Origin of the sequence: Vibrio sp. Vb339, from assembly GCF_902751245.1 — a bacterium.
Classification (GTDB): Bacteria; Pseudomonadota; Gammaproteobacteria; order Enterobacterales; family Vibrionaceae; genus Vibrio; species Vibrio coralliirubri.
This window is the reverse complement of sequence record NZ_CADDIS010000002.1, coordinates 603,302-621,183: the sequence shown is the minus strand read 5'-3', so window position 1 is coordinate 621,183 and position 17,882 is coordinate 603,302. Positions and strand designations below refer to the sequence as shown.

Genomic DNA, 17,882 nt, shown 5'->3' with positions numbered 1-17,882 from the left:
TTGCTGGCCTCTTTTTTGTCATTATGTAATCGAAAAGAGTTACTTAAGGGAGTTGTGGATCAGGAACTCTTCTTCAACACCTTTCAATTTCATTTCATCCATAATGAAGTTCACCGTGTTCAACAAACGTTGTTCGCCTTTAGGAATCAGGTAGCCGAACTGACTGTTGGTGAACGGGGTTTCGCAGCGGGCCGCTTCAAGACGTTCGTCAGTTACCTGATAGAACAGACCTTCAGGGGTTTCTGTCACCATCACATCAACTTTGCCTTCCGCTACTGCTTTTGGTACGTCGAGGTTGTTCTCGTAGCGTGTGAAGCTTGCGTTCTGCAAGTTCGCGTCGGCAAAGATCTCGTTAGTGCCGCCAATGTTCACGCCCACACGAACAGAAGAAAGGTTCACTTTCTCAATGCTGTCGTACTGTTCTGCGGTGCCTTTCGCAACCAAGAAACACTTACCAAAGGTCATGTAGCCTTGAGTTTGTTCCGCGTTTAACTGACGCTGCATTTTACGCGTAATGCCACCCATCGCGATGTCGTACTTATCGTCGTCTAGGTCGGTCAGTAGATCTTTCCATGTGGTACGAACAATCTTCAATTCAACGCCTAACTGCTCTGCAACATGCTTAGCTACGTCAATGTCATAACCAGAGTAGGTTTTGCCGTCGAAGTAAGAGAAAGGCTTGTAGTCGCCAGTAGTGCCCACACGCAAAGTGCCTGATTTTTGAATGTCTTCTAGCTGGTCAGCTTGTGCGACACCAGAAAGTGCCAGAGCAATGGAGGCGAGTAATAGTGATGTTTTTTTCATTGTAATTGTCTGTTGTGTTTGTGTTGTCATTCAAAGTAACAGAAACAATCAGAGAAAGAGATCAAACCATTGGAAAGGTTGGAAAAGAAGATAAAACGAGGGCAGGAGATAGGTATTTCTACGCTTTATGCGCATTAATCGAGATGCGTTTCATATTCTATTTTGATAAACCGAAGACAAACAAAAAGCCCATGTTATCGAATAACATGGGCTTCATTTTGGTTTAACTTGTTAGCTGCTTATTTAGCTGTTTAGCTGTTTAGCTGTTTAGCTGTTTAGCTGTTTAGCTGTTTAGCTGTTTAGCTATTTGGCAACTGACTCGTTGTTCATCTTAGCCGGAGCTTTAGATGCGTTAACCAGTAGGATACCAACGGTTAGTACCATCGAACCACATAGTAGGAACAATAAGCGTCCTGTTGGTTCGTTTGGAATCAGAGCCATTGCTAGGATACCGAAACCGGCTGTGCTGATAAGCTTACCAAGCATTGAACGCTGTTTAGTATCTAGGTTTTGTTGCTCTTCGCCTTCCGCTACAAGCGGCGTGTTCCAGTTAGTAAATAGTTGGTCAACTTCTTTCTCACGCTCTGGCGATAGGCCTTTGTAGAAGCGAGAAGTCATGATGAAGTAACCACCTGTGAACACTACGTGAGCAGCTAAGCTAAGACCTACTTTTAAGTCGCTCCATTCACGGCCTGTAAGGGCTGTTTCTAGACCAAATAGGTTCTCGATGTCTTCTGCTTGCAGAGAGATACCGAAGATGTAAGAAACAAAACCACCAACCACTAGAGTAGACCAACCAGCCCAGTCAGGTGTCTTACGAATCCACATACCTAGTAGTACAGGGATTAGCATTGGGAAGCCAATCAACGCACCTACGTTCATTACGATATCGAACAAGCTTAAGTGACGCAGAGAGTTAATGAATAGACCAATCGCGATGATGAAAATACCCATCATGATAGTCGTTAGCTTACTTACAATAACCAGCTCTTTCTGAGTCGCATTTTTACGAAGAATTGGGCTGTAGAAGTTCATTACAAAGATACCAGCGTTACGGTTCAAACCTGAATCCATAGAAGACATCGTTGCAGCGAACATTGCTGACATAAGAAGACCAACCATACCTGCTGGCATTACGTTTTGTACGAATGCTAGGTAAGCAGCATCACCGGCTTTGTCGCCCATTGATGTGTATTGCTCAGCAAACTCAGGCATGAATGCACTTACGTACCAAGGTGGTAGGAACCAAATTAGTGGACCAACAACCATAAGGATACATGCTAGGCCCGCCGCTTTACGTGCGTTTTCACTGTCTTTTGCACATAGGTAACGGTAAGCGTTGATGCTGTTGTTCATTACACCGAACTGCTTCACGAAGATGAATACAACCCAAAGGATGAAGATGCTCATGTAGTTTAGGTTGTTACCTAACATGAAGTCACCGTCGAAGTTAGCAACGATGTTAGTTAAGCCGCCACCGTGGAAGTAAGCTGCTACCGCACAAGTGATTGTCACGGCCATGATTACAAGCATTTGCATGAAGTCAGAAGCAACAACCGCCCAAGAGCCGCCCGTTACTGCCATCAATACTAGAACCATACCCGTTACCACAATGGTCGCTTCCATTGGGATATTGAATACCGCTGCTACAAAGATAGCTAGACCGTTTAGCCAGATACCTGCAGAGATAAGGCTATCCGGCATACCTGCCCATGTGAAGAACTGTTCAGACGTTTTACCAAAGCGCTGACGAATAGCTTCGATCGCCGTTACCACACGAAGTTGGCGGAACTTTGGAGCGAAGTACATATAGTTCATGAAGTAGCCAAAAGCATTGGCTAAGAATAGGATTACAATAACGAAACCGTCATTGAACGCGCGTCCTGCGGCACCTGTAAACGTCCATGCTGAAAATTGTGTCATGAAGGCAGTTGCACCAACCATCCACCACAACATTTTGCCGCCCCCTCTGAAGTAATCACTTGTAGAGGTGGTGAACTTACGGAACATCCAACCAATCGCGATTAAAAAGAAGAAGTAGGCGAGAACAACAAAAGTATCAATAGTCATCTTTTCAGCCTTTTAAATATCATAATTAACTGGGCTTAGATTAACGCGTCTCAAGGTTTATTTGTACTACAATATGCCTTTAGTATGATCTAGGTCGCATTGATTTTTCGAGCGCCAATGCGTGACCATGTAAGTATTTGTTTTAATTGAATTTAAATGTGAGTGCATTTTGTTTGAGATCTAAAATAAATTGAGGATTAAATGTTCATATGTATTACAATATAAGCAAAGGCGCTTACTTTACCTTATCTATAAGATTTTAATTATAACCGTAACAAATGTGCTACAAATTGGTGTGTTGTGCGACGACATTCACGTTAACTTGGAACTCTATACTGAAAATTTTTGTATTGAGATTTCAAGTGTAGCTAATTGTTTTCACTTCGCTATTTTCTGTTTATCTGCGGCTATGAAGCCTTTCTATGCCATTTGTTCATTTTTTGTGCTTTAGAGGCGCGTATTTGGAATTTTTGTCACTGAGTAGGCGTTAAACTGGACGGGCGGGACACATTTTGCGGCTCACTTTGTCTATTGTGGTCTTCAGTGCATGCCATGAGAGATGTTTGACGACGTATCGAAAAGGAACATTGCTGGGTAAGGGGCTGGATAAGAAGCTAGATCGGCGATAGGGGGCCACCAGTAACGCTTCGTTAGATGCGTGCTGAAGTCGATTGAACGCTTACATTACTCCTTCTTGCCTGTCTTAGCCGCGGAGCTGTACGAGCCCATAGAGAGAAAGGCGATAAGGTGTGGGGGAAACAGAACGTTGATTGAGCATGTTTACGGTTAGTCAGCGCAATAAACGCCAGATAACAAAAAGCCCCACCGAGGTGAGGCTTCATCACTCAATCTAAAATAGATTAAGCGTTAACGTGATCAACTGCATCACGAACAAGCTTGCCTAGTTCGTCCCACTTACCTTCGTCGATAAGGTTAGTTGGAACCATCCAAGTACCGCCACACGCAAGTACAGAAGGGATCGATAGGTATTCATCAACATTCTTCAAGCTTACGCCACCAGTAGGCATAAATTTAACAGGGTAAACCGCTGTTAGTGCTTTAAGCATACCAGTACCGCCAGAAGGTTCAGCAGGGAAGAACTTCAACGTGCGAAGGCCCATTTCCATTGCTTGCTCAACTAGGCTTGGGTTGTTAACACCCGGTACGATTGCAACACCCTTATCGATACAGTATTGAACAGTGCGCGGGTTGAAACCTGGGCTTACGATGAAATCAACGCCAGCTTCGATAGATGCGTCAACTTGCTCGTTAGTCAGTACAGTACCTGAACCAATTAGCATGTCTGGGAATTCTTTACGCATGATGCGAATCGCTTCGATTGCGCATTCTGTACGTAGCGTGATTTCTGCACATGGCATGCCGTTTTCAACAAGTGCTTTACCTAGAGGGATAGCGTCTTCAGCACGGTTGATAGCGATTACAGGAATTACTTTTAGGTTTGCTAGTTGTTCATTTAATGTCGTCATGAATTCTTTCTCACGTTAAATGTGGGCTTGCTTTCAACTAAGCAAACCCTTGATTAATAGTTAAAGTGCGTAATTATAGAGACAGATCAGGCGTCGCTTCTAGAGGAATGATAGCACCTGGATGCTGAATCACAGTTCCTGCCACAATATGACCTGCGAACGCTGCATCACGTGCATTGCCACCGCTTAAGCGCTTAGCTAGGAAGCCCGCGCTGAACGAGTCGCCAGCCGCTGTAGTATCAACAATATTGTCTACTGGGTTTGGAGCAACGTACTGAGCGCTTTGGCTTTCAACTACTAGGCAGTCTTTAGCACCACGTTTAATGATGATCTCTTTCACACCAGATTCAGACGTACGTGCAATACACTGTTCAATGCTTTCGTCGCCATACAACTCTTGCTCGTCATCGAACGTCAGTAGAGCCGTGTCTGTGTACTTAAGCATCTTCAAGTACCAAGAAATCGCTTCTTGTTGGCTTTCCCAAAGTTTTGGACGGAAGTTATTGTCGAAGAATACTTGGCCGCCTTGCGCTTTAAATTTGTCTAAGAAGTTGAATAGCTGCGTGCGTCCATTCTCTGTCAAGATAGCGAGCGTAATACCACTTAGGTAAACCGCATCAAAAGAGAATAACTTATCAAGTAGAGCAGGTGTGTCTTCCTGGTCAAACATGAATTTTGCTGCAGCATCATTACGCCAGTAGTGGAAACTGCGTTCACCAGTTTCATCGGTCTCGATGTAGTAAAGCCCTGGTTGTTTGTGATCAAGCTGAGCAATTAAGCTAGTGTCGATACCTTCCGCTTGCCACTTTTCTAACATGTCGGTACTGAATGGGTCAGTGCCTAGTGCTGTTACGTAGCTCGTGTTGATATCTTGCTCTTTTGTTAAGCGAGACAAGTAAAGTGCAGTATTTAGTGTATCGCCACCGAAACTTTGCTTAAGCCCGTCTTGTTTCTTTTGTAGCTCAACCATGCACTCGCCAATGACCGCGATGTTTAATGATTTCATATGCTTACCTTAGCAACTGAGGTTGCGCTAGTTATTATTTTAGGAAATCTTCACGCGCAGGGTTGAAGATATCAAGAAGGATGCTGTCTTGCTCTAGTGCAACTGCACCGTGCATCATGTGTTTACGAGCGAAGTAAGCATCACCTTCTTTAAGGACTTTCTTTTCGCCTTCAATCTCAGCTTCGAAGCTGCCACGAACTACGTAACCGATTTGGTCATGGATTTCGTGAGTATGAGGGTGGCCAATCGCGCCCTTATCAAAACATAGGTGTACTGCCATTAGATCGTCAGTGTAAGCAACGATTTTACGCTTAATGCCGCCACCAAGTTCTTCCCATGGGTTTTCATCTAGGATAAAGAAAGAGTTCATTGTGTATCTCCTAATCTGTTTAAATCTTTTAAGTGTTACTTAACTTGCATCCATCATAAGGGAATGAGCTTAATTGTAATACAATATATCTAAATTTGTGTGATATTGATCAAGCGATACTTTATATAGCGTAAATAAATCAACAACTTAATAAATGGCTGATATTTACCATTAGTCATTTACATCAATGACTTATGGCTAATTGTGTGACTCTACTCATCATTTGGCGACGAACAGGTATAATTAAAGCTCATATTGTATTACTTTATATGGAGTTTGAAAATTTAATCAAAGTTTAAGCAGATAAACTCTTTATTGAGGGTGACAAAGAATATGACGACTAAACCAGTATTGTTAACTGAAGCAGAAATCGAGCAGCTTCATCTTGAAGTGGGCCGTTCTAGCTTAATGGGAAAAACCATTGCAGCGAACGCGAAAGATCTAGAAGCATTCATGCGTTTACCTATTGATGTCCCAGGTCATGGTGAAGCTGGGGGTTACGAACATAACCGCCATAAGCAAAATTACACGTACATGAATCTAGCCGGTCGTATGTTCTTGATCACTAAAGAGCAAAAGTACGCTGACTTTGTTACAGAATTACTAGAAGAATACGCAGATAAATACCTAACGTTTGATTACCACGTACAGAAAAACACTAACCCTACCGGTCGTTTGTTCCACCAAATCCTGAACGAACACTGCTGGTTAATGTTCTCAAGCTTAGCTTACTCTTGTGTTGCTTCAACCCTGACACAAGAACAACGCGACAATATTGAGTCTCGCATTTTTGAACCAATGTTAGAAATGTTCACGGTTAAATACGCACACGACTTCGACCGAATTCACAATCACGGTATTTGGGCAGTAGCAGCTGTCGGTATTTGTGGTCTTGCTTTAGGTAAGCGTGAGTACCTTGAAATGTCAGTGTACGGCATTGACCGTAACGACACTGGCGGCTTCCTAGCGCAAGTTTCTCAGCTGTTTGCACCGTCTGGCTACTACATGGAAGGTCCTTACTACCACCGCTACGCGATTCGCCCAACGTGTGTGTTCGCTGAAGTGATACACCGTCACATGCCTGAAGTGGATATCTACAACTACAAAGGCGGCGTGATTGGTAACACAGTACAAGCGATGCTGGCGACGGCTTACCCGAACGGTGAGTTCCCAGCTCTGAATGATGCTTCTCGTACTATGGGCATCACAGACATGGGTGTTCAGGTTGCAGTAAGTGTTTACAGCAAGCACTACTCTTCTGAAAACGGCGTAGACCAAAACATTCTTGGTATGGCGAAGATTCAAGACGCAGTATGGATGCATCCATGTGGTCTTGAGCTATCTAAAGCCTACGAAGCAGCTTCTGCTGAGAAAGAAATCGGCATGCCTTTCTGGCCAAGTGTTGAATTGAACGAAGGCCCTCAAGGTCATAACGGCGCGCAAGGCTTTATCCGTATGCAGGATAAGAAAGGCGACGTTTCTCAACTTGTTATGAACTACGGCCAACACGGTATGGGTCATGGCAACTTTGATACGCTGGGTATTTCTTTCTTCAACCGTGGTCAAGAAGTACTGCGTGAATACGGCTTCTGTCGTTGGGTGAACGTTGAGCCTAAATTCGGCGGCCGTTACCTAGACGAAAACAAATCTTACGCTCGTCAAACAATTGCACATAACGCAGTAACGATTGATGAAAAATGTCAGAACAACTTTGACGTTGAGCGCGCGGATGCAGTACATGGCTTGCCACACTTCTTCAAAGTAGAAGACGAGCAAATCAATGGCATGAGCGCATTTGCTAACGATCATTACGAAGGTTTTGACATGCAACGCAGCGTGTTCATGCTAAACCTTGAAGAATTAGAATCTCCGCTACTATTAGATCTTTACCGTTTAGATTCTGAGAAAGGCGGCGAAGGTGAGCATCAGTACGACTACTCACACCAATATCAAGGTCAGATTGTTCGCACTAACTTTGAATACCAAGCAAACAAAGAGCTGAACACTCTAGGTGAAGACTTCGGTTACCAACACCTATGGAACGTGGCAAGCGGTGATGTGAAGGGCACAGCACTGGTAAGCTGGCTACAGAACAACACCTACTACACGTGGCTAGGTGCAACGTCTAACGACAATGCTGAAGTTATCTTTACTCGCACTGGCGCTAACGACCCAAGCTTCAACCTACGTTCAGAGCCTGCGTTCATTCTACGCAGCAAAGGCGAAACAACATTGTTTGCTTCTGTTGTTGAAACGCACGGTTACTTCAACGAAGAATTCGAGCAATCAGTTAATGCACGTGGTGTTGTGAAAGACATCAAAGTAGTGGCTCACACGAATATCGGTTCGGTAGTTGAGATCACCACAGAGAAATCAAACGTGACAGTGATGATCAGCAACCAACTTGGCGCGACTGACAGCACTGAACATAAAGTAGAACTGAACGGCAAAGTATACAGCTGGACTGGCTTCTACTCAGTAGAAACAACTTTAAACCCAGAATTAGCAGAGCAGGGGAAATAATAATGAGCTATCAACCACTTTTACTTAACTTTGATGAAGCAGCAGAGCTTCGTAAAGAACTTGGCAAGGATAGCCTTTTAGGTAACGCACTGACTCGCGATATTAAACAAACTGACGCTTACATGGCGGAAGTTGGCATTGAAGTACCTGGTCACGGTGAAGGCGGCGGTTACGAGCACAACCGTCACAAGCAAAACTACATCCATATGGATCTAGCGGGTCGTTTGTTCCTTATCACTGAGGAAACAAAGTACCGTGATTACATCGTTGATATGCTAACAGCGTACGCGACGGTATACCCAACACTTGAAAGCAATGTGAGCCGTGACTCTAACCCTCCGGGTAAGCTGTTCCACCAAACGTTGAACGAGAACATGTGGATGCTTTACGCTTCTTGTGCGTACAGCTGTATTTACCACACCATCTCTGAAGAGCAAAAGCGTCTGATCGAAGACGATCTCCTTAAGCAAATGATCGAAATGTTCGTTGTGACTTACGCACACGACTTCGATATCGTACACAACCACGGCTTATGGGCAGTGGCAGCGGTAGGTATCTGTGGTTACGCGATCAACGATCAAGAGTCTGTAGACAAAGCGCTTTACGGCCTGAAACTAGACAAAGTAAGCGGCGGTTTCCTAGCACAACTTGACCAACTGTTTTCGCCAGACGGCTACTACATGGAAGGTCCTTACTACCACCGTTTCTCGCTACGTCCAATCTACCTGTTTGCAGAAGCGATTGAACGTCGTCAGCCTGAAGTTGGTATCTATGAATTCAACGATTCAGTGATCAAGACAACGTCTTACTCTGTATTCAAAACAGCATTCCCAGACGGTACATTGCCAGCTCTGAACGATTCATCGAAGACAATCTCTATCAACGATGAAGGCGTTATCATGGCAACGTCTGTGTGTTACCACCGTTACGAGCAGACAGAAACTCTGCTTGGCATGGCTGATCACCAACAAAACGTTTGGGTTCATGCTTCAGGTAAAACATTGTCTGACGCTGTTGATGCAGCAGATGACATCAAAGCATTCAACTGGGGTAGCCTGTTTGTAACCGACGGCCCTGAAGGCGAAAAAGGCGGCGTAAGCATCCTTCGTCACCGTGATGAGCAAGACGACGACACAATGGCGTTGATCTGGTTTGGTCAGCACGGCTCTGATCACCAGTACCACTCTGCGCTAGACCACGGTCACTACGATGGCTTACACCTAAGCGTATTCAACCGTGGCCACGAAGTGCTGCACGATTACGGCTTCGGTCGTTGGGTAAACGTGGAGCCTAAGTTTGGCGGTCGTTACATCCCTGAGAACAAGTCTTACTGTAAGCAGACGGTTGCTCACAACACAGTAACGGTTGATCAGAAAACGCAGAACAACTTCAACACAGCACTGGCTGAGTCTAAGTTTGGTCAGAAGCACTTCTTCGTAGCAGACGACCAGTCTCTACAAGGCATGAGCGGCACTATTTCTGAGTACTACACTGGCGTAGACATGCAACGCAGCGTGATTCTTGCTGAACTTCCTGAGTTCGAAAAACCGCTAGTGATTGATGTGTACCGCATCGAAGCTGACGCTGAGCACCAGTACGACCTACCAGTTCACCACTCTGGCCAGATCATTCGTACTGACTTCGATTACGACATGGAAAAAACGCTTAAGCCATTAGGTGAAGATAACGGTTACCAACACCTATGGAACGTGGCTTCAGGTAAAGTGAACGAAGAAGGTTCTCTAGTAAGTTGGCTACATGACAGCAGCTACTACAGCCTAGTAACCAGCGCTAATGCGGGCAGCGAAGTTATCTTTGCTCGCACTGGTGCTAACGATCCAGACTTCAACCTTAAGAGTGAGCCTGCGTTCATCTTACGTCAGTCTGGTCAAAACCACGTGTTTGCTTCTGTATTGGAAACTCATGGTTACTTTAACGAGTCTATCGAAGCCTCTGTAGGCGCTCGTGGTCTGGTTAAATCAGTGTCTGTTGTTGGCCATAACAGTGTCGGGACTGTTGTGCGCATCCAAACGACATCTGGCAACACTTACCACTACGGTATTTCAAACCAAGCTGAAGACACGCAGCAAGCAACTCACACTGTTGAGTTTGCGGGTGAGACATACTCGTGGGAAGGATCATTTGCTCAACTGTAAATGATTGACACGCAAGTTATTTAACGATGGCTTGTGTTGATGTGGTGCTTTGCGGGAACGAAGCGTCACATTGAATTCAGTCGTGATTGCAAAATCGTTCGTTGATACCAACAACGACTGAATACATCGGGAATAAGTCAAACCGAGTAACTCACTGCGAGTTACTCGGTTTTTTTATGCGTGTAGGAGACAGAATAGAACGTTTCAACAAACGAAAAGCCTACTCAGTGAGTAGGCTTTGATCTTAGCTAACCGTTTATTTGACGTTGTTTTTATTATTTAGATAAGGGCTTTTCTTGCTTTGGCTGCCACCCATTCGGAGAAGATGACCGTCACTAGAATCGCACAGAAAATCACAGTCACTTGAGGCCATGCCAGCATCGCCATCGATTCTTGCAATTTCAAGCCGATACCGCCAGCACCGACCAAGCCTAAAACTGTAGACTCACGAATATTGATATCCCAACGGAACAAGCTCGTGCCGATGAAGCTTGGCATCACCTGCGGAAGAATGCCGTAGTTCAATACTTGCAGCGGAGAAGCTCCGGTCGATTGGATTGCTGACATCTGTGTTGCGTTCACTTCTTCAATCGCTTCGTACATTAACTTCGCCACGAAGCCAATTGAACGTAGCGCTATCGCAATGATACCGGCTAACAAGCCTGGGCCGATGATTGCTACCAATAACAATGCCCAAATTAACGAGTTAATTGAACGACTTGCCGCGATGATGAACAGCGCGATAGGTCTGATAAACGTCATGCTTGGCGTTGTATTACGTGCAGCTAAGAACGCAACTGGAAACGCGAGTACGATCCCTAACAGTGTGCCAAGTGTCGCGATGTTAATGGTGTCCCACAACGGGCTCCAAAGAGACTCCAAGTAGCTCCATCTTGGTGGCCACATACGTGAAGAGATATCAGCAAATTGATTCGGTGAGTCAGTCACAAAGTACCAAATCGTATCCTTGTTCATGACTTGCCATGCGAATACTGTCAAAGCAACAAAGCAAAGCCAGCCCAGCCAAAGCATTAGGCTCTGTTTACTGTCGTAACGCTGCCATTGGGTACGATTGATGGCGCTTGTCGGTGTTTCATTTAGCGTGCTCATTGGTCGTTCCTTACTGCACATGCTTACGGATGATGGTTGATAGGTATTCACACAACATCACAATCACGATAATAATCAATAGAATAGCGGCTGCTGCGCTGTATTCGTAACGGTCCATAGCTGTGTTTAACGTTGCGCCGATACCACCTGCGCCAACAATGCCAATCACGGCAGACTCACGGAAGTTGATGTCGAGTCGGTACATCGAAAGGCCAATAAAGCGCGGCATCACCTGTGCTTGAATGGCGTAATTCACCTGTTGTAGCCAGCTTGCGCCAGTCGCGCGCATTGCAGTGAGTGGTGCAGGGTCAATGGCTTCAATCTCATCAGCAAACAGTTTTGCTAGAAAGCCAATGGTCGCGAAGGTTAGCGTGACAAAACCTGCAAAGGTACCAAAGCCAAACAGTGCGACACACAGAATCGCAACGATGATCTCTTGTAAGCTACGAGCGATTGAAATGAACGCACGACAGAATAGGTAAACAGGAGTCGGAGCAAGGTTTTTGGCTGCGCCTAATCCGAATGGTATAGAAAGAAGGACACCCGCCACGGTCGATGTGAGCGTCATGGTTAAGCTCTCAATCAAACCTTGCGAGATGTTGTTCCAACGGCCACCAAAATCTGGGTTCATGAAAGCCAAAATGAACTGCCAGCCGCGTTCGCTGCCTTCGTAAATTCGAGCCCAGTTGACGTGTACCGATTGAGTCGCAAGGTACAAGTAAACCGCGACCATGATGATTAAGCTCCAGCGCAGCCACGGGCTAGAAATCAGTGGCGGCTTTGTCCACTGTGTCGGGTATTGTTTGGAATTCTGTTTTCCTGACTTTAAATGCTGCTGAACTTGATTTGGATATGGTTGAGTCATATTGTTGCCTCAGACAGGCGAGGGCTCGTGATGATGAGGTCATCGGCCTCTTCTTCTGCTTGTTGGCTCCAGTCTTCTTCACCGTAGATTTGCGTTAAAACATCTTCAGTGAGCAGGTTTGGTTTGTCATCAAACACGACGCAACCTGCATTCAAGCCGACAACACGGTCAACAAACTGCTTTGCTAATTGAACATCGTGAATATTGATGATGGCAGGGAGCTGTTGCTCTGAACAAATCTCACTGATCAGTCGCATGATTTGGCGCGCAGTACGTGGATCAAGTGCGGCTGTTGGTTCATCAATCAACAGTAATTTCGGTTTCTGCGCAAGTGCGCGTGCAATACCAACACGTTGACGCTGACCACCCGACAGAGCATCGGCCCTTTTATTGGCGTGTTCTAATAATCCCACACGGTCGAGTAGCGCATAAGCGGCTTGGATATCCGATTCCGGGAAACGACGAGTAAAGCTTTGCCAGAAATTCACGTAACCCAAACGTCCTGAAAGTACGTTTTCCATCACCGTTAAACGCTCAATCAGCGCGTACTCTTGGAAAATCATCCCGATTTCACGGCGTGATTGTCTCAATTGTCGCTTAGACAGCGTTTCTAGATTGGTATTGGAAAAGATCACTTCGCCGCTGGTGGGTTCGGTTAGCCGATTAATACAACGGATAAGTGTTGATTTACCCGCACCAGATGGACCAATTAAACCAACCACTTCACCGGCATTGACCGACAAGCTAACGTTGGTAAGGGCTTTATCAGAACTGGAGTAGTGCTTGGTAAGCCCTTTAAGGGTAAGAGTAGACATAGAATTCCTATAAGAGCGGTGTACTAAGAGTTCGCCTGAGACAGGCATGGAAAGTAAACCGGAAAGAGTGGTGAATAACTGCAGGCGATTACACCTGCAGTTAGTTTTATCAGTGTGTGATTGGCTTTTTAGTTCGGTTGAACTTAGCTACACGTGTAAGAGACTTTGTTTGCCGTATCGATAGTGCGGATCACTTCCCAGTGCTCTTTGTAAGTAATAGGAACGAACTGCGCTTCGCCGTTACGTTCAAATTCTTCTTGAAGCTTTGTGCCTTCCCAATCGAAAGTGAAGAACGCTTTTTGAATCTTCTCTTGTAGCTCTGGCGTTAGGTTGTGCGCTGTGCCGTAAGCGGTAGTCGGGAAGGTTTGAGATTTGTAGATGCTCTTGATTTGGTCTTCTTTCACAACATCGCGTGAAAGCATGCGGTTCAATACTGAGTTAGCAACTGCTGCAGCATCGTAATCTTTGTGCGCCACACCCAAAATAGAGTTGTCGTGTGCGCCAGAGAATGCTGGTTTGAAATCTCGGTCAGGTTGAAGTTGGTATTCAGCGTCCAAAATCGCAGAAGGTGCTTTGAAGCCAGAGTTAGATGTTTGTGATGTGAACGCTAGGTTCTTATCTTTTAGGTCTTCCACTTTCTCAATGCCAGAACCAGGGTAAGTGATGATTTCCATTTCGTAACCGAAAGATCCATCTTCTGCAGCCATCATTGTGAATGGGGCAAAGCCTGCACAGTTAACCGCTAGTGGTGTAGAACCTGTGTTGAAACCTGCGATATGTAGGCGACCTGAACGCATTGCTTCAATTTGAGCAGCGTTATTTTGAACAGGGAAGAAACGAACCGTCTTTTCCGTTGTTTTTTCAAGGTGGCTCAAAAACTCGCTCCACACATCAGCGTATACTGCAGGATCTTCAACTGGCGTATAAGCAAAAATTAGCGTGTTTGGGTCAACCCATTGTGATTCATCTTGAGGAACATCAGCAACCAAGTTGCCAGAGCGATCTTCGTATCGTGTATCCATTGCTAATGCAGAACCAGAAAAAATCAGCGCAGCAGTAATAGCGCTCTTAAGCGTGAGATTTGTTTTTGTCGGTTTCATTATTTCAGTCCAATTGAGTGATGTCTTGGGAAGGGAGTATAGAAATCGAGGATGACAGAACCGATGCGTTTTGATGACGGATTTATGAATGGTGTAACATAATGTTTCTAGCTGTGCGGAATTGGGTGCTTTGTAAGTGTTTGATTCATTGAGTAATTTAATAGAGAGCGACTCGTTGCTAATTTACTCAATTGGCGCTAGGTTGAAATCCTGTTATAGTGATCCTTAAATAATACATAAACATAACATATAAAATAAGTGAACTTATGGTTAGCACTTTTAATTCAATCTCGGGCTCGAAGCGCAGCCTGCACGTGCAAGTAGCGCGTGAAATCGCTCGTGGAATCTTGTCTGGTGAACTGCCACAAGGTTCTATTATTCCTGGTGAAATGGCGCTGTGTGAACAGTTTGGTATCAGCCGTACGGCACTTCGTGAAGCTGTTAAACTACTGACTTCTAAAGGTCTGTTAGAGTCCCGCCCGAAAATCGGTACTCGTGTAGTAGATCGCGCATACTGGAACTTTCTTGATCCTCAACTGATTGAATGGATGGATGGTCTAACCGACATAGACCAATTCTGTTCTCAGTTTTTAGGCCTTCGCCGTGCGATTGAACCTGAAGCGTGTGCATTAGCTGCAAAATTTGCGACTGCTGAGCAACGTATTGAGCTTTCAGAGATCTTCCAGAAGATGGTTGAAGTGGATGATGCAGAAGTGTTTGACCAAGAACGTTGGACAGACATCGATACTCGTTTCCATAGCTTGATCTTTAATGCGACAGGTAACGATTTCTACCTGCCATTTGGCAATATTCTGACTACCATGTTCGTTAACTTCATCGTGCACTCTTCTGAAGAGGGCAGCACATGTATCAATGAACACCGTAGAATCTATGAAGCGATTATGGCTGGCGACAGTGAAAAAGCTCGTACAATGTCAGCGGCTCACTTGCAAGATGCTAACCACCGTTTAGCCACTGCAAGCTAAACACGGTTTTCAACTTCATTTGAACCAGTCAAAAAGGTATGCCAAGTGCATGCCTTTTTTGTTTTTAGAAAGCGTGTTGCACCATGTGTGGCACTGTTTTGGTTCATCCTCGCTTAACTCCTTCTTAAGTCAGTTCCTTCTTGTATACGCCTAGCGGTCGTTCTCTTTACCATCAAAATAAAAATAATATTACGCTCGATATTCGTTTTTAGACACTCGAGCTCCCCCCAAATAATTATGCGTCATCCATGATTTTTCATTTTTGTATATTTTTAATCTGCCATCGTTTGAACAGGATATGCCGCTTCAATATGGATTATATTTAAGTTGAATTCTAATGAAATTGTCCACTCTCAATAGATAAAAAACACTGGTTTATTGTGTGATAAATGAGGGGGATTTAGCTCAGATTTGGCTTTTATTATTTTTGAGGATTTTATATTTATATGTGTTTGGTTGTATTTGTTAATAAGTGTGCAAAGTCTCACTTTTTTATAAGTCTTTGATTTTAATGGGCGTGATGTTCTTTGGTCTTGGTTTTTTGAGTTTTTATCTCAAACACCAGTAATTTCCTTAATGGATTGGCCATATTCCATCCTATGTCATATATATAATTAACTTAATCAATCAAAATAAGATCGCCATCACTTATTTGGATTATTGTACTACAAATAAGGTTTGAGATTTCCTATAGTCCTCGTAACAAAATACAACGGACAAAGGATACACGATGGAACTCAACACGATTATTGTCGGCATTTATTTCCTATTCTTGATTGCGATAGGTTGGATGTTTAGAACATTTACAAGTACCACCAGTGACTACTTCCGCGGGGGCGGTAACATGTTGTGGTGGATGGTTGGTGCAACCGCCTTTATGACCCAGTTTAGTGCATGGACATTCACCGGTGCGGCAGGTAAAGCGTATAACGATGGTTTTGCAGTAGCGGTCATCTTCGTAGCTAACGCATTTGGTTACTTCATGAACTTCGCATACTTTGCTCCAAAGTTCCGTCAACTACGTGTAGTAACGGTAATCGAAGCAATTCGTATGCGTTTCGGTGCGACTAACGAACAAGTATTCACTTGGTCTTCAATGCCAAACAGTGTTGTTTCTGCCGGTGTATGGTTAAACGCACTAGCAATCATCGCTTCTGGTATCTTCGGTTTCGACATGACAGCAACTATCTGGATTACCGGTTTGGTTGTATTGGCAATGTCTGTAACGGGTGGCTCATGGGCGGTAATCGCATCTGACTTTATGCAGATGGTTATCATCATGGCAGTCACCGTGACATGTGCTGTTGTTGCTGTTGTTCAAGGTGGCGGTGTTGGTGAAATCGTGAATAACTTCCCTGTAGCGGAAGGCGGTTCTTTCCTTTCTGGTAACAACATTAACTACTTAAGCATCTTCAGCATTTGGGCATTCTTCATCTTCGTGAAGCAGTTCTCTATTACTAACAACATGCTTAACTCTTACCGTTACCTAGCGGCTAAAGACTCAAAGAACGCGAAGAAAGCGGCGCTACTAGCGTGTGTGCTAATGCTTTGTGGTGTATTTATCTGGTTCATGCCTTCTTGGTACATTGCAGGTCAAGGTGTCGACCTAGCAGCAGCTTACCCAGATGCGGGTAAGAAAGCGGGTGACTTTGCCTACCTATACTTCGTACAAGAGTACATGCCAGCAGGTATGGTTGGCCTTCTAGTTGCGGCGATGTTTGCAGCGACAATGTCTTCAATGGATTCTGGTCTAAACCGTAACTCGGGTATCTTTGTTAAGAACTTCTATGAACCAATCGTTCGTAAAGGTGCGGCTAGCGAAAAAGAACTAGTAACGGTTTCTAAGATTACTTCTGCCGTGTTTGGTATCGCTATCATCCTTATCGCACAGTTCATCAACTCGCTTAAAGGTTTGAGCCTGTTCGATACAATGATGTATGTAGGCGCACTTATCGGCTTCCCAATGACAATTCCTGCATTCCTTGGCTTCTTTATTAAGAAGACACCGGACTGGGCTGGTTGGGGTACGCTAGTAGTTGGTGGTTTTGTTTCTTACTACGTAGGTTTCGTTGTTAACGCTGAAATGGTGTCTTCAATCTTCGGTCTAGAAGAGCTAACAAGCCGTGAATGGTCTGATGTTAAGGTTGCTATCGGTCTGATTGCTCACATTACGCTGACAGGTGGTTTCTTCATCCTATCAACTCTGTTCTACAAGCCATTAACTGAGAAGCGTCAAGCAGACGTTGATAAGTTCTTCGGTAACCTGTCTACTCCATTAGTTGCGGAGTCAGCAGAACAGAAAGTACTGGATAACAAACAGCGTGAAATGCTTGGTAAACTGATTGCGGTAGCGGGTGTCGGTATCATGCTAATGGCTCTTCTGACTAACCCAATGTGGGGACGCCTAGTCTTCATCTTATGTGGTGTGATAGTTGGTGGTGTCGGTGTGCTATTGGTTAAAGCGGTCGATGACGGCGGCAAGCAAGCGAAAGCAGTAACCGAAAGCTAATACATAGAAAACGATTATAATAGAATGCGACGACTCGAAAGGGCGTCGCATTTTTTTTGCTCTGCGAAACGGAAAAACCGT

Annotated in this window: 13 protein-coding genes; 4 read left to right on the top strand and 9 right to left on the bottom strand. The window is 44.7% G+C overall.

Annotation, left to right across the window (positions count from 1 at the left end):
* Positions 1-39: 39 nt before the first annotated feature.
* The 5 genes from HRQ85_RS11510 to HRQ85_RS11490 all read right to left on the bottom strand — a co-directional run bounded on the left by HRQ85_RS11510 (position 40) and on the right by HRQ85_RS11490 (position 5,737).
* Entirely contained in the window at positions 40-804 is a 765-nt protein-coding gene (locus HRQ85_RS11510; protein ID WP_050633389.1) for a transporter substrate-binding domain-containing protein, read from the bottom strand.
* Between the two features lie 303 nt (positions 805-1,107).
* Entirely contained in the window at positions 1,108-2,874 is a 1,767-nt protein-coding gene (locus tag HRQ85_RS11505) for a sodium:solute symporter family protein (RefSeq protein WP_048607084.1), read from the bottom strand.
* Positions 2,875-3,734: 860 nt separating this feature from the next.
* Positions 3,735-4,361 (bottom strand): bifunctional 4-hydroxy-2-oxoglutarate aldolase/2-dehydro-3-deoxy-phosphogluconate aldolase, encoded by a 627-nt coding sequence (locus HRQ85_RS11500; RefSeq protein ID WP_017069898.1) that lies wholly within the window; start codon positions 4,359-4,361, stop codon positions 3,735-3,737.
* Between the two features lie 73 nt (positions 4,362-4,434).
* Positions 4,435-5,367 carry a sugar kinase gene (locus tag HRQ85_RS11495; protein ID WP_172379662.1) on the bottom strand — a complete coding sequence of 311 codons (933 nt, stop codon included), beginning with the start codon at positions 5,365-5,367 and terminating at the stop codon, positions 4,435-4,437.
* Positions 5,368-5,401: 34 nt separating this feature from the next.
* Entirely contained in the window at positions 5,402-5,737 is a 336-nt protein-coding gene (locus HRQ85_RS11490) for a cupin domain-containing protein (protein ID WP_009846518.1), read from the bottom strand.
* A 333-nt stretch (positions 5,738-6,070) separates the two neighbouring features.
* Here HRQ85_RS11490 and HRQ85_RS11485 point away from each other — a divergent pair, with 333 nt between their 5' ends.
* Positions 6,071-8,260, top strand: a complete 2,190-nt coding sequence (locus HRQ85_RS11485) for a heparinase II/III domain-containing protein (RefSeq protein WP_086969640.1) — start codon at positions 6,071-6,073, stop codon at positions 8,258-8,260.
* 2 nt (positions 8,261-8,262) lie between these two features.
* Entirely contained in the window at positions 8,263-10,416 is a 2,154-nt protein-coding gene (locus HRQ85_RS11480; RefSeq protein ID WP_172379661.1) for a heparinase II/III domain-containing protein, read from the top strand.
* 279 nt (positions 10,417-10,695) lie between these two features.
* On the opposite strand, the gene phnE (HRQ85_RS11475) is transcribed toward HRQ85_RS11480, so the two are convergent.
* The 4 genes from phnE (HRQ85_RS11475) to phnD form a co-directional block, all read right to left on the bottom strand.
* Positions 10,696-11,526, bottom strand: a complete 831-nt coding sequence (phnE, locus tag HRQ85_RS11475; protein ID WP_050621206.1) for a phosphonate ABC transporter, permease protein PhnE — start codon at positions 11,524-11,526, stop codon at positions 10,696-10,698.
* Between the two features lie 10 nt (positions 11,527-11,536).
* Positions 11,537-12,391, bottom strand: a complete 855-nt coding sequence (gene phnE / locus HRQ85_RS11470; RefSeq protein ID WP_228012849.1) for a phosphonate ABC transporter, permease protein PhnE — start codon at positions 12,389-12,391, stop codon at positions 11,537-11,539.
* Complete coding sequence (phnC, locus tag HRQ85_RS11465) at positions 12,388-13,206, bottom strand: phosphonate ABC transporter ATP-binding protein (protein ID WP_017069947.1); 819 nt, start codon at positions 13,204-13,206, stop codon at positions 12,388-12,390. Before phnC ends, phnE (HRQ85_RS11470) begins: the two co-directional genes overlap by 4 nt.
* Positions 13,207-13,349: 143 nt before the next feature.
* Positions 13,350-14,306 (bottom strand): phosphate/phosphite/phosphonate ABC transporter substrate-binding protein, encoded by a 957-nt coding sequence (gene phnD, locus HRQ85_RS11460; protein WP_048607068.1) that lies wholly within the window; start codon positions 14,304-14,306, stop codon positions 13,350-13,352.
* 266 nt (positions 14,307-14,572) lie between these two features.
* Between phnD and HRQ85_RS11455 the strand changes: the two genes are divergently transcribed.
* Positions 14,573-15,292 carry a FadR/GntR family transcriptional regulator gene (locus HRQ85_RS11455; RefSeq protein ID WP_048613948.1) on the top strand — a complete coding sequence of 240 codons (720 nt, stop codon included), beginning with the start codon at positions 14,573-14,575 and terminating at the stop codon, positions 15,290-15,292.
* Positions 15,293-16,022: 730 nt separating this feature from the next.
* Complete coding sequence (locus tag HRQ85_RS11450; protein WP_048613949.1) at positions 16,023-17,801, top strand: sodium:solute symporter family transporter; 1,779 nt, start codon at positions 16,023-16,025, stop codon at positions 17,799-17,801.
* Positions 17,802-17,882 lie beyond the last annotated feature (81 nt).